Origin of the sequence: Lutimonas vermicola (genome assembly GCF_038433205.1) — a bacterium.
In the GTDB taxonomy this organism is placed as follows: domain Bacteria; phylum Bacteroidota; class Bacteroidia; order Flavobacteriales; family Flavobacteriaceae; genus Lutimonas; species Lutimonas vermicola.
In genome coordinates this window covers 528,484-547,658 of sequence record NZ_JBCDNA010000001.1, presented here as the reverse complement: position 1 = coordinate 547,658, position 19,175 = coordinate 528,484, and the positions used below count along the sequence as shown (strand labels likewise).

Annotated in this window: 21 protein-coding genes; 1 reads left to right on the top strand and 20 read right to left on the bottom strand. The window is 37.9% G+C overall.

Translation table 11 applies throughout. The annotated features are described in order from the left end of the window. Positions 1-110 precede the first annotated feature (110 nt). The 20 genes from AABB81_RS02510 to AABB81_RS02420 form a co-directional block, all read right to left on the bottom strand. A complete protein-coding gene (locus AABB81_RS02510; protein ID WP_342158377.1) occupies positions 111-572 on the bottom strand; it encodes a monoheme cytochrome C in 462 nt (153 codons plus the stop codon). A gap of 4 nt (positions 573-576) precedes the next feature. Next, positions 577-1,797, bottom strand: a complete 1,221-nt coding sequence (locus AABB81_RS02505; protein WP_342158375.1) for a sulfite oxidase — start codon at positions 1,795-1,797, stop codon at positions 577-579. Positions 1,798-1,851: 54 nt separating this feature from the next. Beyond that, entirely contained in the window at positions 1,852-2,808 is a 957-nt protein-coding gene (locus tag AABB81_RS02500) for an aldo/keto reductase (RefSeq protein WP_342158374.1), read from the bottom strand. Between the two features lie 7 nt (positions 2,809-2,815). Then, a complete protein-coding gene (locus AABB81_RS02495) occupies positions 2,816-3,085 on the bottom strand; it encodes a hypothetical protein (RefSeq protein WP_342158373.1) in 270 nt (89 codons plus the stop codon). A gap of 280 nt (positions 3,086-3,365) precedes the next feature. Further along, complete coding sequence (locus AABB81_RS02490) at positions 3,366-3,623, bottom strand: VF530 family protein (protein ID WP_342158372.1); 258 nt, start codon at positions 3,621-3,623, stop codon at positions 3,366-3,368. 51 nt (positions 3,624-3,674) lie between these two features. After that, positions 3,675-4,940 carry an aminotransferase class V-fold PLP-dependent enzyme gene (locus AABB81_RS02485; protein WP_342158371.1) on the bottom strand — a complete coding sequence of 422 codons (1,266 nt, stop codon included), beginning with the start codon at positions 4,938-4,940 and terminating at the stop codon, positions 3,675-3,677. A 550-nt stretch (positions 4,941-5,490) separates the two neighbouring features. Further along, positions 5,491-5,970 (bottom strand): Hsp20/alpha crystallin family protein, encoded by a 480-nt coding sequence (locus AABB81_RS02480; protein WP_342158369.1) that lies wholly within the window; start codon positions 5,968-5,970, stop codon positions 5,491-5,493. A 275-nt stretch (positions 5,971-6,245) separates the two neighbouring features. Then, positions 6,246-7,349: an MBL fold metallo-hydrolase gene (locus AABB81_RS02475; protein WP_342158367.1), complete on the bottom strand. Its 1,104-nt coding sequence runs from the start codon at positions 7,347-7,349 to the stop codon at positions 6,246-6,248. An 89-nt stretch (positions 7,350-7,438) separates the two neighbouring features. Continuing rightward, the gene (locus tag AABB81_RS02470; RefSeq protein ID WP_342158365.1) at positions 7,439-8,899 is read right to left on the bottom strand and encodes an AAA family ATPase; all 1,461 of its coding nucleotides are present in this window, start codon (positions 8,897-8,899) and stop codon (positions 7,439-7,441) included. A 1-nt stretch (position 8,900) separates the two neighbouring features. Then, positions 8,901-10,022 (bottom strand): vWA domain-containing protein, encoded by a 1,122-nt coding sequence (locus tag AABB81_RS02465; RefSeq protein WP_342158363.1) that lies wholly within the window; start codon positions 10,020-10,022, stop codon positions 8,901-8,903. A 621-nt stretch (positions 10,023-10,643) separates the two neighbouring features. Beyond that, positions 10,644-11,600, bottom strand: coding sequence for an aldo/keto reductase (locus AABB81_RS02460; RefSeq protein WP_342159635.1), 957 nt, complete (start codon positions 11,598-11,600; stop codon positions 10,644-10,646). A 204-nt stretch (positions 11,601-11,804) separates the two neighbouring features. Then, positions 11,805-12,896, bottom strand: coding sequence for a DUF7486 family protein (locus AABB81_RS02455; RefSeq protein WP_342158362.1), 1,092 nt, complete (start codon positions 12,894-12,896; stop codon positions 11,805-11,807). A 131-nt stretch (positions 12,897-13,027) separates the two neighbouring features. Next, positions 13,028-13,993, bottom strand: a complete 966-nt coding sequence (locus AABB81_RS02450; protein WP_342158361.1) for a PorP/SprF family type IX secretion system membrane protein — start codon at positions 13,991-13,993, stop codon at positions 13,028-13,030. A gap of 11 nt (positions 13,994-14,004) precedes the next feature. Continuing rightward, positions 14,005-14,106, bottom strand: coding sequence for a T9SS type B sorting domain-containing protein (locus AABB81_RS16060; RefSeq protein ID WP_425287319.1), 102 nt, complete (start codon positions 14,104-14,106; stop codon positions 14,005-14,007). A 351-nt stretch (positions 14,107-14,457) separates the two neighbouring features. Further along, positions 14,458-15,222, bottom strand: a complete 765-nt coding sequence (locus AABB81_RS02445; protein WP_342158360.1) for an SDR family NAD(P)-dependent oxidoreductase — start codon at positions 15,220-15,222, stop codon at positions 14,458-14,460. 81 nt (positions 15,223-15,303) lie between these two features. After that, positions 15,304-15,837 carry a CIA30 family protein gene (locus AABB81_RS02440; RefSeq protein ID WP_342158358.1) on the bottom strand — a complete coding sequence of 178 codons (534 nt, stop codon included), beginning with the start codon at positions 15,835-15,837 and terminating at the stop codon, positions 15,304-15,306. Further along, a complete protein-coding gene (locus AABB81_RS02435) occupies positions 15,834-16,322 on the bottom strand; it encodes an SRPBCC family protein (RefSeq protein ID WP_342158356.1) in 489 nt (162 codons plus the stop codon). Before AABB81_RS02435 ends, AABB81_RS02440 begins: the two co-directional genes overlap by 4 nt. A 53-nt stretch (positions 16,323-16,375) precedes the next feature. After that, entirely contained in the window at positions 16,376-16,873 is a 498-nt protein-coding gene (locus tag AABB81_RS02430) for a glutathione peroxidase (RefSeq protein ID WP_342158355.1), read from the bottom strand. A gap of 4 nt (positions 16,874-16,877) precedes the next feature. After that, on the bottom strand, positions 16,878-17,099 hold the full coding sequence (locus AABB81_RS02425) for a hypothetical protein (RefSeq protein WP_342158354.1): 222 nt from the start codon (positions 17,097-17,099) through the stop codon (positions 16,878-16,880). A 527-nt stretch (positions 17,100-17,626) separates the two neighbouring features. Then, positions 17,627-18,124 carry a nuclear transport factor 2 family protein gene (locus AABB81_RS02420; RefSeq protein WP_342158352.1) on the bottom strand — a complete coding sequence of 166 codons (498 nt, stop codon included), beginning with the start codon at positions 18,122-18,124 and terminating at the stop codon, positions 17,627-17,629. 58 nt (positions 18,125-18,182) lie between these two features. Between AABB81_RS02420 and AABB81_RS02415 the strand changes: the two genes are divergently transcribed. Then, positions 18,183-18,635, top strand: coding sequence for a histidine triad nucleotide-binding protein (locus AABB81_RS02415; protein WP_342158351.1), 453 nt, complete (start codon positions 18,183-18,185; stop codon positions 18,633-18,635). Positions 18,636-19,175: the final 540 nt, after the last annotated feature.

Below are 19,175 nucleotides of genomic sequence, written 5' to 3'. Positions count from 1 at the left end.
AATAAAAAAAAGTTCATTTTTTCTATAATCAGGCATTAAATAAGTGCTCCTAATCTTTGATGCGTATTGGCAATAACATCAGGTTCAAGCCGGTAGATGCCTCGAATAAATCAGTCAGACAAATCATACCACTCAATATTTTTAAGATTCTCACGCCTGCCCTTACTATATACAGGATAGTTTTTCACCAAATAATCGACAATCACATCTTGATTAGCTCCCAGGTCCCACAAATTTTGGGTTTCCTGCATCCATCTTATGGTAGCATTCCACCTTTCTTTGTTCATTCTGTTTTGAATAATTAATTGTGCCGAATGACAGGCGGTACAATGGGTGATAACGGTTGATAATCCATCACCTTCCTTTAAGCCGGTTCGCAAGTGGATACCATCTACAATTTCATTATCAGGCTCTTGCTTAGGATCCGGGACCTGCTCCGGGGTTTTATCTGAAAAAAAATGTACTGAAGAGACAATTAAAAACACAACAACAAGGATGGCAATAAAAATAAAGCCAAATGGTTTCCACCTCTTTGGATTGCTGTCAATAAAATATTTTTTATTACTTCCCATTCTCTTATAGTACCTTAACCGCTATACGATGACATGCATTGTTTAAATAGCCTTTTGGGTTCCAACCCGGAACGAGCATGGGCTGAGCTGTTCCTTCAGCATCAGTGGCCCTTGCCCAAACTTCATAATAACCCATTTCGGGAAACGTGATCTCTGCGTCAAAATGCTGCCATGCCAACCTGTTTACTGGTTTTTCAAGAGAACATGGATTCCAGGTCGATCCAAAATCAATAGAATATTCCATTTTGACCACTTCTAATTCCCCGGCCCAGGCATGACCCCTAATTTGTAATATTGTTGACTTGTTAAATACTGCCCCCGATTTAGGAAAAGTAATTAAAGATTTAACGGGCATGGATTCGATAATCTTCATGTCACTATCTGCAACCTCCTGGCCCGGGGAAACAGGGTATTTAGGAACCCTGTATGAGCTGCCTTTCATTTTAGTTCCGTCATGCTCTATGTTTCTCACACTGATCCTGTTGATCCATTTGCCTGAGGCCGAGGCCGGCCAGCCACCAGCTATCAAACGCAAGGGATAACCATGTACCGGTGGTATGGGTTTATCATTCATTAAATAAGCGAGCAGCGTTTCATTTTGATGCGCCTTGTGCACCGGAACCCCTCTGCTGATCGGTTCCTTATTTGCGTCTCCGCTTAAATGTATATCCGTCGCATGGTAGCCAATATAAACAGCATCATCCTTTAGCCCTGCATCTGCCAGCAGGTCCTTTAGCCTGAGCCCGGTCCACCTGGCACAATGTACGGCTCCTACGGTCCATTGATTACCTTTGGCCGGTGGGTCAAATTCACTTCTTCCGTTCCCACCGCATTCCAATGTAAGCTGATAGGTATAGGCCTTGAATTTCGATTTGAGCTCAGCTAAAGAATATGATTTCACTTCGTTCACCGACTCACCATCAATAGTCAGTACCCAGTCATCGGCATTAATTTCTTTTGGCATAAGACCGTTGTTACGGATAAACATCTTGTCGTTTGGCGTAACTTTATCATCCAGCAAATGTGCCTGAGCTTCAATATTATATGGTTTATTATTTAAAACGACCATTGAACTGTTAAGGCCAAACATTTTGAAAGGATCCGGATCCTGAAAGGCAATAAGTTCATACCCTTTTGGTATGTTTGAGGCAAAAACAACAGGTATTCCCGCGATGGATCCCAAGGTGCCATAACCTGCTTTTTTTAAAAATGATCTTCTCTTCATATCATAACAAATTTATATCCAACATAGCTCTTTATCTATTTTTATAATCAAGCTTTAATTCCATTGCAGATGCTTTCTTTCGTTCCAATAAGACTTCGAATCAACGGCAAACTTTTTCAAAGATGCCAGTTCCTGATGATTCAGTTCAAAGTTTAATGCTTTCAGGTTTTCAGTTAGTTGCTTGACATTTGAAGCTCCACTCAAAACAACTTCAGGTTGAAGATAGTCAATAATGAATCTTAAGGCAATGGCATCGACCGATACCTGATACTTTTCAGACAAACGCTCCAGACAAGTATACAACTCTTCGTAATGCTTATAATGGTCATTTCTAAACATCCTGCCGTTGGCCAGGGCCTCCTTTACAATAACTGTTCTTCCTCCTTCAATCAGCTTTTTTAAAGCGATATTGGTGCTTGTTTCCAAAATATTAAACGTTACTTGAAAACTATCAAAAAGAAGCTCGTTCTCAATTCTTATGCGTGATGCGAATTCCAGTAATTCAGGCTGACGATCTCCACTGGTCGATATACCCATTTTTAAGCCTGTTTCCTTTTTAATTCTAAAAAGCTCATCCAATACCTGAGAATTTTCGAGTACACCACTTTCAAAAGTAGCAGAATGTATCTGGTATATTTTCAATGCCGGTAACAGGTGTTTTGACACAGTCCATTGAGCTTGAAGCTTCTTTAGGCTATGCTCCTTAATCTCATGGGGTTCTTTGTATCCCAGATCCCAATTAGCCACATAGGTATAGCCCCATTTTGTACTGAACATCAAATCTTTATAAGAATTTTGCCCGTACCATTGCTGTAAAAACAATTCTCCCTTGCCATAAGACGGTGCCGTATCAAAATGACGGACTCCCTGCTCATAGGCAAAATCCAACATTTGATTCGCATTATTTCTGTAATACTCCTGAGACTTATCATCATCAATGACTTGCCTCAGATTGATATATTGAGGACGCCCCAGGGCAGCAAGGCCTAAACCGATTTTTGATGTTTTCAACCCGGGTTTATTTTTTTTGCTTCACGTGGCAGGTTGTACATTCATAACTGTCTTCTTTCAGGGTAATCTTATCTAATTTAGAAGCGATTTCATTGATAAAACTGTTATACGTATTGTGCTCGGGTGTAATATTTTTGGCTTTCATCAATTTGTAATAATTCCCCTCCCATTCTTGTCTGCCCCAGCAATTAGGACAAACACCTTCTGGAGCATCTCCTGCCGGCTCTTTGTTCTCCTTTGCTTTAAAAAAGCGCTTGATGTTCTCTGCTATACCCATAATTGTTGATTTTATATGAGTCTAAATATACTATTTCTCTTCCAAATATTATAGCGCTAGTTTATTAAAGACCCCGTCTTCTAAAGTTTAGCGCAAGGGTTTTTACATACAGATAAACCTATCTTAATCAGTGAATTAATATATTTTAATACATTTATCCAGACTCATCTTTATCATTCTTTTTGGATTTTATATAGCCCGTTACAAGCCTTACCCCCAGTCGTGCAAACAGTATTATTGCTATGACCATTACTATATCCAATCCATCCATGCTTGTTATTTAATCCTTATTAATATTCTTTGATTCCTCTAATTCAAGATAAAGCCGCTCCACCTTATCTCTGGCCCATTGCGTTTTTCTTAAAAACTTAAGGCTGGAATTTATCGAAGGGTCCTTTTTAAAACAATTGATGTTGACTTTCAATGAAAGATCTTTCCAACCATAGTGACCTACCAATTCTTCCAGAACTGTGATTAATTTTACCCCATGCATAGGATTGTTGGGCTGTTCGTTTTTAGAATAACTTTTATCATTCATTATTTATGCGATTTCTTACCGGGTGAATAGAATGTAACCGTCTCCGGGAGTTTAGCCGGCCATTTCTGTCAAAGCTTTTACAAATATATCAAGTTCATCTGTTGATGTAAACACATTCGGGGTTATTCTGCAACCATGAACACCTGGACGATCAATGGCAACAACCCAGATATTGTATACCTCAAACAAGGTATTTGCCATTTCTTTTGAATGCATATCCTTGATGCCGACATTCGCAATGGCACAGGATCGTTGAGGTTCAAAAGGAGTGTTTATGATGATACCAGGTATGCTTTTTACTTTTGCTGTCCAGTATTCTTTTAGATATTTTAGTCGTTTCTCTTTTCTTTCCCCACCGATCATTTTATAGATGTCAATAGCCTTGGGAATAGCAAGTTCCACGTGAACCGGAGTTGTGCCCCTGTGGTTCAACCTGTCTATATCATCCCTTGGCAATGCTGTTTCGGCAAACAGGGGCCATAAATTCTTGATTTTATCTTTTTTTACATACAATAATCCGGCACCTAAAGGAACACTCAGCCATTTGTGCAAACTGGTTCCATAATAATCACAATTCAAATCCGGGATCTTAAAATCCAGATGGGCAAAGGCATGTGCCCCATCGACCATGACTTCAACACCCTTTTTATGAGCCATATCACAAATCTTTTTGACCGGCAATACCTGACCGGTTATATTCACAACATGGCTGACCATCAACATCTTTGTCTTGTGGGTGATCTGATTGGCATATAACTCAACAATCTCCTTGTCATTCTTGGGATGATTCGGTATCGAAACTACTTTTGACACGATTCCATGGCGCTCTTCCATCAACCTGAACATATCCATCATTGCGCCGTAATCCTGTTCAGCAAATATAGCCTCATCCCCTTTTTTCCAATCCCGGCCTGCGATGACCAAATCCAACGATTCTGTTGTGTTACGTGTAATTACGACTTCATCAAAAGAGCAGCCTGCCAAATCTGCAAGTTGCTGTCTGGCTGTATTTTGATTGTCAGGCTGAACCGTCCTCATATACCTTGATGCCAAAAAATTGACGGTCCTCACATTTTCGAGATAATCATTAAAACTCTCTTGGGGCATCATACAATAATAGCCATTCTCTAAATTGATATAATCCTTATTTAACAGGTATCCCTTGCGAATACTTTCCCAAAAATTTTCATTTGAAGCCAATTCGACGGGTGTTATATGCGAAACCGCATCAAAATTCTTGGCGAGCCCTTCCATCAATGAGAGCGACGTTCCAACACCTAATAGGGAGAGTTGTTTTAAAAAAGCCCTTTTGTCCATTGTTTAAAGATAGAAAATAATCTGATCAAATATCAATGGGCTAAAGAATCAACATCCAATCATAAAAAAACCCTTAACAACACTGTTAAGGCTTTTTACGGTGGAATAATTTTTTTTCCACAGACTTGATTTTTGATAAAATCATTAATTCATTTTTCTATTCATTGGGTCATGGTTTTTAATATCCGTAATTTCTCTAATTTGACCATCTGATTCTTTTACTTTCGCTAAAAGCAGAAAAATGCACATACCTTGTTTCGTTTGCCGTACCGTTATTGATTACTGTTTTCATGATATATGTATTTAAATATTATACCACAAATTAATGCCGGGAAGACGTCCTGGGAAATTCAGACTGGCCGAACTGTAGATAATTTGAGACGAGTTGTAAATTTGATGTGATACAGGGATTCTTTTTCGGCTTAAACCTTCTTTGGAATACCAGGAAAATGCTCCCATTGCAGAAGGGATAAACAACACGACTCCAAGAAAACACAAAAAAAGCCATCAGAAATTATCTGATGGCCTTTTTCATGTTCTTTTATAAGAATTACGATATCTTAATCGTTCTGGCAGGCTTGGGTTTTGCCTCTTCCTTTTTTGGAATGTTCAAGCTCAAAATACCATCAGTATATGCAGCTTCTATCTTGTCCTCTTCAACCGTTTCAGGAAGTATAAAAGTTCTTTTAAAAGATGAATAACCAAACTCTTTTCTGGTATAATCCTCTTTTGTTTCCTCCTCTTCGGTCTTAATATCAGCTGAAATGGTCAGATTTTCGTTTTCCAAATCAATCACAAAATCAGATTTTTTAAATCCGGGAACGGCCATTTCCAAAGTATAGGAATCAACAGATTCCTTGATGTTTACTTTTGGTAAAGTGATTCCTTTATTAAAATCCGCATTCTTAATATAGCCTGATTCCTCTTTAAACAAATCATCTATAAAAGAAGTCCATGCCGGAAAGTTCCCTAAACCAGGTTGAATACTTCTAACGATGTTTCCATTTTTGGTTAACACTAGATTGCTCATTTTTTATTCTATTTTATAGGTTAAACTTTTGTCTTAACGTTTGATAACTTTATAGCAACTCGAATACCAAAAGCTATTTTTCTTCAAAATCCATGAGTTTCACACAAAATATTGACATTATGTCGCTTTTATGTTGTTTTGAATGTCAAAATGGCATTTAAAATGCAGTAATTGGATACCGAAATAAGTTTTGTGTTTTCTTTGAAGAAACAAATATCGTAGAAACGAAAAAACGACAAGTTTTTGATTAGAAGCATAGTCAGTTATCGAAATGATCAATTCAAAGGCTCCCACCATGAACTGGTCTTCTCGGTGGTTATACTCACAATTTCGCCCGGTTCTGGTGTTAAATAAGGTTGATCCTTTTTACCGGCTTCTGTTATAAATCTGGCTACGGGTTCCTTCCAATGATGCAAAGCGAGGCTAAATGCACCCCAATGCACGGGAATAGCATATGCTACTTTTGCATCTAAGGCAGCCTGCACAGCCTCTTCAGGGTACATATGAATCTGATGCCACCTTTCATTATACTGTCCGCATTCCATAAAACCCCAGTCAAAGGGACCAAATCTCTCTCCAACCTCTTTGAAATGGTCATCATAGCCACCGTCTCCACTCCAGTACACACTGTGTTTCGCACTTTTAATCACCCAGCCACCCCATAAAGACTTTGCCCTGTCCCAGGCTCCTCTGCCCGAAAAATGCCTCGATGGTGTCAATACAAGTTGTAAATCAAAAAGCTTTATTTCTTGCCACCAATCAATTTCAGTGATCTTGTTTTTGTCTACGCCCCAATGTTCCAAATGCCTTCCTACTCCGAGTGGTACCAGAAAACGATCAGCTTTTTGTTTCAGCAGGCGCATACTTCCAAAATCGAGATGGTCATAGTGATCATGAGTCATCAAAATCGCATCAATTGGAGGAAGTTTATTTATTATATGTAAACTGTCTTTTGAAAATCTTTTTGTCCTGATCGGGCCCACAGGCGAAGCATCCGACCCAAACATGGGGTCTATAAGTAGGTTTTTATTGTCGATCTGAAGCAAAAGTACAGAATGTCCGTACCAAACAAACTTGGGAACACCATCCGGCTTAAACTTATGAGCATCAAAGGGTATAATCGGTATAGCTTCTTTTGGGATTCTGGTTTTTCTGCCTTGCATGCTTTCCCGAATCAGTTTGGGTAAAGATGCCAAACTCATGTCCATGGTCGTCTTTGACAGATTCTGGAATATGCCATTTTTCCAGTGTTCAGATTGTTGCAGGCGCAGCTTTTCGTCCTTCGTCAGTTTACCTCCAAATTGCGGGTTCTTTTTTAAATAATAATAGCCAAATGGAACGCCAAATCCCAATATCAACAATAAAACAGAAGAAATCATAGCAAGATGTAATTCCTGTTAAAGGATTGTAAAAAAATGATCAAATGCAGTTTATGGTACCTCATTACAGGTGATTGGATTCGGTTAATTTATAAATTAGATAAATAAGCCCCGTAAGAATCCTTGAATTCAAAACCTTTTACAATTCTCTTTTTATTCAGTTTTTTGTATTCTACAAGCGCCCAAAGAACGAACTCTTTGATAAAAAGCTTGTCTTTGGCTTTAGCTTCAGGCATAAAGGTTGTAAGCAGATTATCAAGGGCACCAATGCTATTCAGGGCCTCGCTGTATTCCTTTTCGGTCCCGTCATCCATCAATTCAAAAGCGCTTTGCTCAAAGAACCACTGTAACACGTCGTCATAAACGTCTTTATCATCTTCGTGCTTTAATTTTTTGATCGCCGGAAAATAAGTATCAAACAATGTTTTCGATGCAGAACCAATCAATTTTTCCGCAACAAAAGCCGCACCCTCCTGCTCTCCTTCATAAACGAGTTCAACTTTGCCAATAATCGAAGGAATCATCCCAAGTATGTCGGCAAAACGAATGCTTGTTGAGCCCGATCCGGAAGCAATGCATCTATGTTCTGCAGTGCTCAAAAGATTCTCATAGGCAGTAATACTCATTCTTGCACTTATACCACTTTTACTATCTACAAATTCACTGTCTCTTGCCTCAAAACCGATTTGTTCCACCAAATCCTTAGCCAGTTCGGGAATGTGGATCTCGCAAACCCGGTTATCCTGAAGTTTCGCTTCCTGGGCCGTAATGGTTTTCGCGACTTTAATTGAATCAGGATAATGGGTTAAAATTTGAGATCCAATCCTGTCTTTCAGCGGTGTCACAATACTCCCTCTGTTGGTGTAATCTTCAGGGTTTGCTGTAAAGACAAATTGCAGGTCCAAAGGCAATCTCAGCTGAAATCCCCTTATCTGTATATCGCCTTCTTCCAGTATGTTAAATAGTGCTACCTGAATTCTGGATTGAAGATCTGGTAATTCATTAATTACAAAAATACTACGGTTAGCTCGAGGAATCATCCCAAAATGAATGACCCTTTCATCAGCATAACTCAATTTTAAATTCGCCGCTTTGATCGGATCAATGTCACCGATTAAATCAGAAATGGTCACATCAGGAGTTGCGAGTTTTTCATAAAACCTTTTGTCCCTGTGAATCCATGAGATGGGAGTCTTATCACCTAATAAGGCGACCTGCTCTTTTCCAAAGTTACTGATAGGCATCAAGGGGTCATCATTGATCTCAGAGCCAGCAATCACAGGTATATATTCGTCCAGAAGCTGTACCATTAGTCTTGCCAACCTCGTTTTTGCCTGCCCTCTTAAACCCAAAAGGTTAATATTGTGCTGAGAGAGTATGGCCCTTTCCAACTGGGGAATGACAGTTTCATCATAACCGTGTATCCCGGTAAAGGAAGCTTCACCTTTTTGAATATTCTCAATGAGATTCTCTCTTAGTTCAGATTTGATACTCCTGCTTTGATATCCTTGTTTTCTAAGGTCTCCTAAAGTTTTTATGCTAACATCCATATTATCGTATTCTTTTTTTTCTGTTGTTTTCGTAATCGTGAAATATCATTTCACCTAATCCATCTAAGCCTGTGTAAAAAGCCTTACCTCTGTTTGAACGGGTAAACTCATCCACGAAGGTCTGTAAATAAGAATCCCGGGCAATCATAAAAGTAGTAATAGGCGTATGCAACTTCCTGGCCTGAGCAGCCATTTGATAACATTTATCCACGATGAAATCATCGAGGCCATTGCTGTTTTTATAATAGCTCCCATCAGGCATCCTGACACAACTTGGCTTGCCATCGGTAATCATAAAAATCTGTTTATTTGTGTTTCTTTTCCTTCTCAATAAATCCAAAGCCAATTGGAGACCTGCTACAGTATTGGTATGATAGGGCCCAACCTGCAAGTATGGAAGATCCTTGAGTTGAATAGGCCAGGCATCATTGCCAAAAACCAATATATCAAGGGTATCTTTGGGATATCTTGTAGTAATCAATTCGGCCAGGGCCATTGCAACTTTTTTTGCCGGGGTAATCCTGTCTTCCCCATACAAAATCATGCTATGGCTTATATCAATCATCAGGACAGTGCTCATTTGAGCTTTGTGATGCGTATCTTCTACAATCAGGTCATTTTCAGTAAGTTCAAAATTTCCGAAACCATGATTCACCTGGGCATTTTTTAAACTTTCGGTAATATTTATGTTTTCCAGAGCATCACCAAATCTAAATTCCCTCAGGTCTCCCGTATGTTCATCTCCTAAACCGCTGCTATTGGTTTTGTGATGACCCGCACCTTTCTTTCTTATTTGCCCGAAAATCTGGTTTAAGGCATTTTTTCGAATTGCCCTTTCAGTTTTAGCGGTTATTTTTTTATCAAAGGTTCCATCTGACTTCGCTTCTTCCCTTATATAACCTTTCTCTTTGAGGTCTTCTACAAAATCATCCAAAGTGTAGTTTTCATCTGTTAACTGATACTCTTGGTCCAGTTGTTCCAGCCAATCCATCGCTTCGTCAAAATCTCCCGAAGTATGCGTAATCAACTCTTTGAATATATCAAATAGTTTGTCAAAAGGGCTTTTCGTTTCCTCCTGAAACAATTCAAATTGAAAACCTACGCTGTTTTTCTTTCTTTTCATATAATAATTTCTCTGTTTCTCTGAGCAATTAAACTTGACCTACTTTATCAACTTATAAAAAATGTTACTAAAAACCACGCTTTGCAGTATTCTGACATTTCTTTTATATATGATTTGGAATAGATTAAAACCCTATATATCAGAGCCTTAACTCTGAATAAACTTTTAATCCCTTTTCTTGATAGTCTCACAAAGATACGGATTAATCCTTGTAATTTCATATACGGACTTATAAAGCTGCCTTGATCCAACAGCTTCCTGACACTTTAAAACTTGTATATAAGAAGATGCCTGCTTAGACTAATTAAGAATGGGGGCTCTTCTACGGTGATTTAAAATAGGCATATCTGACAGTTTTACTCCAAATCAGGTAAAAATATAATAAAGCATACAAAAAACGATTTTAAGATTTTTTTGGCGGATTCACAGAAATTGGTTGCCTTGAACCCTATGAAATCAACTCCATTTTATTATATAACGGATAGTATCCATTAACCCTTTTAATTAGCCGGAACACGCTTATTAACAGTACCTGAATTAGAGTGGCTTGACAGGCCACATGACCTGCGTGACAGGTCAAATGAACAAAACTATAAACCGTGATCTCTCATAAATATTTGATCAGGATTGAAGGATTTTTTCGATTTTTTCCAGTTCCTGTTGAGAAAAATCAGGGTGATCGACAATGGCAACTGCATCTTTTATTTGAGCTACCTTGCTGGCCCCAATAATGACGCTTGTAACCCGAGGATCTCTCAAGACCCAGCTCAGTGCAAGTTGTGACATTTTTTGCCCCCTGTCTTGAGCTATTAGGTTTAAGGCTTTTATTTTTTCAATTTTTTCCGGAGTGATTTGCGAACTTTGCAAAAATCCATGTGATTTAGCGGCTCTGGAATCTTTGGGAATACCATTCAAATATTTATCTGTCAGCAATCCTTGAAACAAGGGGCTGAATACAACCGAACCAACGCCATTCTCTTCAAGCACATCCAATAATCCATCTTCAACCCAGCGATTAAACATGCTGTATGAAGGTTGGTGCACGATACAAGGCGTTCCCAATGCCCTGAGTATGTCAAAAGCTTCCTGTGATTGTTTTGGGTCATAATTAGAAATACCTACATATAAAGCTTTCCCGGATCTCACAATCTGATCCAAAGCCATCATAGTTTCCTCAAGCGGCGTGTCAGGATCAGGCCTGTGACTGTAAAAAATATCTACATAGTCGAGTCCCATGCGCTTTAGGCTTTGATCGCAACTTGAGATCAGGTATTTTCGTGATCCCCATTCTCCGTAGGGCCCGGGCCACATCAAATACCCTGCTTTCGACGTAATGATCATCTGATCCCTGTATGCAGAAAGTTCTTTGCGAAGAATTTTGCCAAAAGTCTCTTCGGCCGAACCAGGAGGCGGGCCGTAATTATTTGCAAGATCAAAATGGGTAATACCCATATCAAATGACTTTAGCACCATTTCCTTGGAATTTTCATAAACGTCAACTCCGGCAAAATTATGCCATAATCCAAGGGAAATTTTAGGTAAAAGCAGACCGCTTTTCCCACATCTGTTATATGTCATCTTTTCATACCTGCTTTGATCCTTATCCATAATTTATATTGGGTTATGTGTTGTAGAGATTCCAATAAGTATATCCCTTATATTTTTTTATTGTCATGAGTAAAAATAAGAATTATAATCTTTACACACATCAATAAAACCCTTTCAAATCGCAAAAAATGAAAGGGCCTTTTATGTCAGTCTAACGAAACCAAAAAAACTGTATTACTGGGGCAGTGCTTTGATATGCGCATAGATTTTTATTTTATTAATTTCCATTTCAACATCCTCTATAAACATTTTGACTCCTTTTACATCATTCAGTTCACCTTCAGATGAAAATGCCTTGATCCCATAAAGATCTCCGTTTTTCTGAACGGCTTTAATATCGATCAAGTTGCCCGACCTGTTGCTGGCGATAACATCAAGTTTATCTCCATTTTTATCAATGGCCATGATGTCGTAAAGCATACCATCTTCCCCAATCGCCTTTATTTCTTTTTTTGAATCCTTATTCAGTACAACCTTTACAGGAAGCTGCAAGGCGTCACCTATAAATGCTTTAATATCAAGTATACTTCTTTGATTAGAATTTTGAATTGCCTTTACGTCATATATATTCCCTTGCTGATCAACAGCTTTTACATCAAGTGTCCGGCCTTCGGGATGAATGGCTTTGATGTGCCATATAAAACTGTCTCCTGAACAACCTGTCTGACTTATCGCCTTTACATGTGCATGAATCAGAACTCCGTTTACACTGGCTTCAACAGCATTTTTTGTTACTTTAACCCCTTTTACATCATTCAACTGACCCGCAGGAGAAATAGCCTTAACACCATAAAATTCCTTGTTTTTGGTTATCGCTTTGATATGGATGATATTTCCGGAATGACCAATCCCTCTAACATCCAGCTCTTCTCCTTTGGCATTAAACGCTTTAATATCTAAAATTTCACCGGTTTTTGTTATCGCTTTAACCGGCATAAAACGGCCATCACTTTGAAGAATTTTTACTGGAATTTTATCCCCCCTTATCAAAACCTTAATATCCAACAGTTTTGTCTGATCAGCGTCCTGAATGGCTTTAACATCATATTTATTCCCTTGTTGGTCCATGGCCTTTATATCTAAAAAGTAGCCTTCGGGGTGTATGGCCTTAACATGCCAGATAACCTCCCCGTCAACCTGATCAGTTTTAGGAGTTTGAATAATTACATCCGAATTTGACAATGTGAAACCGAAATTTAATAATCCACCGAAAACGATGATCAGCGCCAATTTGTGGGCTGATCTTAAATAATTGAAATAAGACATGTTATATATAATTAATGATAATCGAAACTAGCGGCACTCCAATTTAAAATGAAGCCAAATGTGGTACCATCTATAAATGTAGCCCCTTCATAAAAAAGAAGACATGACTTTTATCATTAAAACCTATAGAATTAATATGTAGAATTCAGATTCGGGCAAGCCGTAGCCCTTGGTTTTTTACAAAAAACATTATAACCCAATGTGACCTGATGGCTTCCTCCATTTTCTAAGACTATGTCACCTATTTGGCTTGAATAGGTATAAGAGAACATAAACCGTTTGTGATTGATCCCGATAATGGGTGTTATCATTTTAAAACTCTCAAGGTTCGAATCAAAATTTTGTCGATAAGACAATGCTGCCCAGATCTGACTTTTCTCTCCAATGTTTTTGTAGGCTTTTAAATTCAGGTCAGCAAAGGTTTCGCCGGTGTATTCAATAAACTGCAACATCACTGAAGGTTCAAACTGTAAACTTTTCCCTCTGCCCAGATAATATCCAAGGGTCAATAAATATCGTCTTAGATTATCTGATTCAAATCTGTTATTCACGAGATCTCTTGGGGTTAACAAAAGGTTTTTAACTGTAAAATAAGCAAAGGAGTCCATATAGTGATATCCGAGTCCAAAATCAGCGTTGTAGTAGCCTGTAGATTCAACACCCTGGGAGATACCTGGATCCGGTATTATAAAATCAGTCTGATTGATCGAATTTTGACTATACATAAACGACAGCCCAAATGAAAGCTGATTCATGGCATCTTCCCTGCCGAAATTTATATGATAGGCATATGTTGTTAAAAAGCCCTGCTGAGAATGGTATCCATTTTCATCATTGAACAGAATGGCACCAACCGCCATTTTATCTGTAAGACGCGTATGAAAATTTAAGGTTTGCAAAGAAGGTGCATCCTCAACCCCAACCCATTGTTGGCGGTATGTCAACCTTATCTTTCCGCAATTTCCTATGCCTGCAGCCGCAGGATGCACTAAATATACATTATCTGATAAATAATCAGAATAGATAGGGAAGGTCTCCTGAGCCAACGTTTCATGACCGGCAAAAATGATCAAAATTACAATCATTATTTTTTTCATAAACTTAATTCCTATCTTCTGATTAAACTAAAATGACCTGTGTGAATCCTACCGTCTTCAAGTTGTACGCTATACCAATAATCTGACCAAGGCAAAGGTTTTCCATTAAACAATCCATACCAACCTTAGCTCGCCCCAACCAATTGGCCGACCAATTTACCGAATTTATCGTAAATACAAATATTTGACCCCAATTGGAATAAAATCCTTTGTAATTCCAAAGGATTACAACTAAGTACTCTGTTAGCATAAAATTAATTTGTACACCCAAGACCTTGATCTGAGCTAATTCAATACCTTTTTGGACCAAGAAAGAACCGAGACATATCTGGAGAGTTTCATTTTCAAAGCAATTATAACACGTTTAAAAGTACTGATTTAGATCAATAATCTGATAATATTTTGATTTTTCTTCAGGAAGATTATTGCATTCACCATTAAAAATAATTGTAAAAACCGGGAATTTATCGAATATGACTCCCGGCATTGAGATCTATCGTAGCACCTGTGGTATGGTCCATGCCTCCACTGCACATCAAAGCCACTAAGGGACTAATATCTTTGGGAACAGTCATTTTGTTTAAGGCTAATTCGTTTAAGACTGCTTGCTCTCCATAATCAGCGATAAATTGTTCAGCCATTTTTGTTTTAACAAATCCGGGGGCTATGATAAATGATTTGATATTCAATTTTCCGAATGACCGGGCAACACTTCTTGCCAGAGATACCAATCCACCTTTTGAGGCAGCATAGCCCATGTATTCTTCAGTTTCACCTCTAAAAACAGCTCTGCTTGCCATATAAATGAACCTTCCTCCCTGTTGTTTCCTAAAATGGTCTATCCCCATCTTAGTAAGTAAGGCCGGTGCATCCAAATTGACATGCATCGTTTCCTGCCAAATCGTATACCAATCTTTTAGAGAAGCTTCAGATGGTTGCTTTAAAAAAACACCTGCATTGAGCACAATGGAATCAATGCGCTCAAAATCATTTAATACTTCGTTCCAAAATCCTTCAATTTCCAAGGGTTTGGAAAAATCCGACTGATACATACGTGAACCGGAATCAGGGAACTGGTCAATCAAAGCCTGGGCGGCATTTTTGTTGCGAGAATAGTGCACTGCTACCTTTGCTCCCATTTGCATAAGATAAAGTGCGATTTCCCTTCCAATGCCATCGGATGCTCCTGTTACGAGAATATTTTGATCTTTAAGGTCGATATGAATCATCTCATAAATATACAGAAATTTCGGTATGTGAAAGTTGAAAATCAGGGTGTTCCAGAAAACAAGAACTATATAGTTGAATTGTTATTCTACTGAAACACGGTCAAGGAGTAGTTTAAAAGATTCCTTTTTTTTATTGCCAATCAAAAAAGCTATTTCTTCTATTTTGGCCCCATCAAAATTTGGCATTTCTAGTGACCTGCCTCTAAAGCGCGGGGCAAGGCTTGAAAATGGAACAGATATTTCCTGCCACTCACCTGTAGTCGAAAACTGATAAACGTAAGAATGCTGTTGATTCTTATCTGATCTAACCCTGAACTGATAGTCTTTACCATCGCCTTTGAGCCTGATCGTAAAAGCTTTGAATTTATTTGTTTTAATTGTTTCAAATTGATTTTGAATCATGGTGAAACCTCCGTTATTATCGGTTGACACATCTCCTTTAAAAACAGCCATATCATTCTCTCTACTGAATTGGCCTTTCGACAGACCTCCCATCACACCATCATTTACAACATACCATCCGCTAGAACTTGTTTCCTGTGAAAAATCAAAAATGGTCATCTTTTCTTGCATGGATGTTTGAATAAGGATCAATAATAAAATAAATTTGCTCATGATTTATGGTATTTGCCGAACATAGAAACCAATGCCTTGCTTCTGTATTTAAAAATCTCTTTCAACTTCGGTTTAACCAAAATGGAATGAAAACGGTTTGCAATCAGTGGTAGAGGTAGTTTGTAGTGCACCACATCCCTTATTTCAGTCCCGTTTTCAATTTCTTTTAAAAAGTGTTTATGATGCCACATTGCATACGGACCTATTCTTTGTTCATCCACAAAATATTTTTTGTCATCAACATGGGTAATTTCTGTAACCCAATTCAGTTTCACGCCCAACAAAGGAGAAACCGTATAACTTATAATCTGTCCGGAGTACATAACCGGCTCAGTTGCTGATAAAATATGAAATCCCATATAATCAGGCGTAATCACCTTTAGATTCGATGGATCTGACAAAAACTCCCAAGCTTCATCGATATCAATGGGTACTTGTATCGTAGCCGATAACTGGTAAATCTGACCTTGCTTCTCGAAATTCATATCAATGATAGAAATTTATTGGTTTTATGATCAACAGGTATTAACTATACAAATCAGCTAAGTTTATTCACGATCTTCTTACTCATCGGTTTTGTAATCGAATAGAAAAAATCAATTAAATTTCCATTCTCATCAAGTAAATACTTCTGAAAATTCCATTTTACGGACGAACTCTTCACCCCGTTATGCTTTTTAGAAGTTAGCCAGGCATACAGCGGATGCTTGTCATCCCCTTTAACTCTGAGTTTTTCCGTTAGAGGAAAGGTAACTCCAAAATTCAATTCACAAAATTCCTGAATCTCTTTAGCATCACCAGGTTCTTGCTTCCCAAATTGATTACAAGGTACCCCAATGATTTCCAGCTTATCCTTATATAATTCATAAAGTTCCTGAAGTTCTTTGTATTGTTTCGTAAAACCACATTCAGAGGCAGTATTTACAATAAGAACTTTTTTGCCTTTGCAACTGTTCCAATCAAATACATCACCTTGAAGGGTTTTTAACTGAATGTCGTATAAATTTTTTGGGATCTCCTTCACAATATATACCACTCTATCAAATAGTGACGCGGGTCCTTAATCGCGATTCCACTTTTCTCTTTATCGCTGTAAGCCTCTTCATAAGATCCATTATACTTTGGTCCTTATTGACTTTATAAATCTCATTGAGACTTAATATTAATGACTTGACTTCTCTTGATGCTAAAATTCTGTCGTTTGTGGATTTTAACGACAACTTCCGGTTTTCAAATTCCAGGGCTTGTGTGATAATTTCCATAATTTGGGGGTTAAGTTTATATTTATTTATTTTTATTAGGCATTTGTCAACATTAAAACGGTTTAAAAACATTCCGCCAACTCTGCAATTTAAATATACTTATAGAATATGCAATTATCCTACCAAAATCATCGGAAATACTTATGACCTGATAGAATTTATCTATGAAACAGGTCCGGCAAGCCAAAAACCGAAGAACCCATGGACCAGAAAGGCCACGGGTTCTTACCATATTAACAAAAAACTCCCAATGTGATGATTCATAAATATAGACTGGGATCTTTTGATATTGTTAACCTTAGGAGCCACATTTAACATTAATTTAACCAAAGGACAAAACAATATGCGTCAAAAAATAAGGGAATCCGCGCAGAAATAGACTCTTCTAAAGGCTGAAACTTCTTCCAAAATGCGCATTGATGAAATCTTTTTTATTATTTGTCTGAATTCGATCGAAATTATGAGCTAAGGAATTGGCCTTGTATCTTCAAAAAATATTGAATTTGTTTTACAGTATCGACTCGCAACTATTGGCCAATGCTTTTAACCTGGCAATCCTCTTTTCTTCTGGTATCCATGAGGTGGACTATTTTCCATTGGTTCTCAGGGTTTTTTATCAGATGAAAGGCATCCACACCACAATGGCTAAACTCTGTACCAACATAAAAAGCATAATCCGTCCAAACCTGGGCAATTCCGCCTTCAATAGTGATTTTGGTATCCCATATCTTTTCATCCCATATTTCATCATGAGGTGTTCCGATAGCCTTTAAAAATGGTTTCAGGGTTCCTTTTCTGATTTTCTTCGTGCCGTCCTTATCGATAAAGGAAGTATACATCTTCACTTCTTCACCAAAAACTGAAGCCACTTTGGCACTGTCGCCTTCCCTCATCCCATCAAAAAGCTTATCAATCACAAGTTGAACTGCATGGCTGTCTTCACTTGCCTGTTTATTTTGCGCATACATACATGTCGAATAGTGCATCAACATAAGGCTGATAAAAAATATTCTTGCGATTTTCATAATGATTCATTTAAAGTTTACCTTAGTCTTGATTCAAAGTTAACCAAATATCAATACGATGAAATTACTCAAACGATTTTGTTTTCTGCTCCTTTTGTCTCCTTTGCTGGTCATGGGCCAATCATCATCCTATCAAAAGGAAAAAGCAAGAAAAATTAAAGAAGGGTCACCCTTTATCAAAATTATCAACAGAGAACTTCCGGCAACGATTGTTTATGAAGACCAGGAAATTATTGCCTTTGTTCCATTGAAGGAACAAGCAAAGGTTCATTTATTGATTGTTCCCAAAAAAGAAATTCACACGATCAATGACGCAGACGAAACAGACACCCTCCTACTAGGAAAAATGATTTTGCTCGCAGCTAAGCTTGCAAAGAATAACGGCATTGCTGAATCGGGTTACAGATTATCGATAAATGTAAACGAAGATGCAGGACAATCGGTTTTCCATATTCACATGCATTTATTGGGAGGCAACAAGCTGGGCCCGATGGTCGATCGTATATATTAATTTATAATTTTACCCAATAATCACTACATCTGCCCAGGTCGATTCAAGCTGAAAATGCCCATGATCTTTGTTGTTGCCCCATTTCATATTTTTTAACAACAGCAAAGCAGAACTCCTCTTCCAATCCTATAAAAGGGGGTCTTCAATGTTAAATTATTGTTAATATAGTACTCGGCATAACATAGTACTGTAACAAATAATACATCTGAGGCGTCTATATAGTATAAACCAATTAAAAACAACAATTATGAAAACTTTTTTAAGCACACCGACAGAATCCGAATCAAGAAAATATGTTACTTTTTCTAATTTCAGAAACACAAAAAGAATTAAATGGTCAGAGTATAGAAATTTCGGTCATTAATCACAAAATCAAAGTCTAATACTACAAACAAAATACCATGACAACAAATTATAACATATCAACCACACAGGCCAGGGAGCATTTGTATTTTGGTAATTGCAAGTATACAAAAAGAGTTAAATGGTCAGAGCACAGACATTATGGATTATAAAAATAACATACCGCCTTAGTAAAAC

Bases quoted from the DNA above. Each gene is read 5' to 3' on its own strand.
- AABB81_RS02510 (WP_342158377.1), bottom strand. From the start codon at position 572: ATGGGAAGTAATAAAAAATATTTTATTGACAGCAATCCAAAGAGGTGG.
- AABB81_RS02505 (WP_342158375.1), bottom strand. From the start codon at position 1,797: ATGAAGAGAAGATCATTTTTAAAAAAAGCAGGTTATGGCACCTTGGGA.
- AABB81_RS02495 (WP_342158373.1), bottom strand. From the start codon at position 3,085: ATGGGTATAGCAGAGAACATCAAGCGCTTTTTTAAAGCAAAGGAGAAC.
- AABB81_RS02490 (WP_342158372.1), bottom strand. From the start codon at position 3,623: ATGAATGATAAAAGTTATTCTAAAAACGAACAGCCCAACAATCCTATG.
- AABB81_RS02485 (WP_342158371.1), bottom strand. From the start codon at position 4,940: ATGGACAAAAGGGCTTTTTTAAAACAACTCTCCCTATTAGGTGTTGGA.
- AABB81_RS02480 (WP_342158369.1), bottom strand. From the start codon at position 5,970: ATGAGCAATCTAGTGTTAACCAAAAATGGAAACATCGTTAGAAGTATT.
- AABB81_RS02475 (WP_342158367.1), bottom strand. From the start codon at position 7,349: ATGATTTCTTCTGTTTTATTGTTGATATTGGGATTTGGCGTTCCATTT.
- AABB81_RS02470 (WP_342158365.1), bottom strand. From the start codon at position 8,899: ATGGATGTTAGCATAAAAACTTTAGGAGACCTTAGAAAACAAGGATAT.
- AABB81_RS02465 (WP_342158363.1), bottom strand. From the start codon at position 10,022: ATGAAAAGAAAGAAAAACAGCGTAGGTTTTCAATTTGAATTGTTTCAG.
- AABB81_RS02460 (WP_342159635.1), bottom strand. From the start codon at position 11,600: ATGACATATAACAGATGTGGGAAAAGCGGTCTGCTTTTACCTAAAATT.
- AABB81_RS02455 (WP_342158362.1), bottom strand. From the start codon at position 12,896: ATGTCTTATTTCAATTATTTAAGATCAGCCCACAAATTGGCGCTGATC.
- AABB81_RS02450 (WP_342158361.1), bottom strand. From the start codon at position 13,993: ATGAAAAAAATAATGATTGTAATTTTGATCATTTTTGCCGGTCATGAA.
- AABB81_RS02445 (WP_342158360.1), bottom strand. From the start codon at position 15,222: ATGATTCATATCGACCTTAAAGATCAAAATATTCTCGTAACAGGAGCA.
- AABB81_RS02440 (WP_342158358.1), bottom strand. From the start codon at position 15,837: ATGAGCAAATTTATTTTATTATTGATCCTTATTCAAACATCCATGCAA.
- AABB81_RS02435 (WP_342158356.1), bottom strand. From the start codon at position 16,322: ATGAATTTCGAGAAGCAAGGTCAGATTTACCAGTTATCGGCTACGATA.
- AABB81_RS02425 (WP_342158354.1), bottom strand. From the start codon at position 17,099: ATGGAAATTATCACACAAGCCCTGGAATTTGAAAACCGGAAGTTGTCG.
- AABB81_RS02420 (WP_342158352.1), bottom strand. From the start codon at position 18,124: ATGAAAATCGCAAGAATATTTTTTATCAGCCTTATGTTGATGCACTAT.
- AABB81_RS02415 (WP_342158351.1), top strand. From the start codon at position 18,183: ATGAAATTACTCAAACGATTTTGTTTTCTGCTCCTTTTGTCTCCTTTG.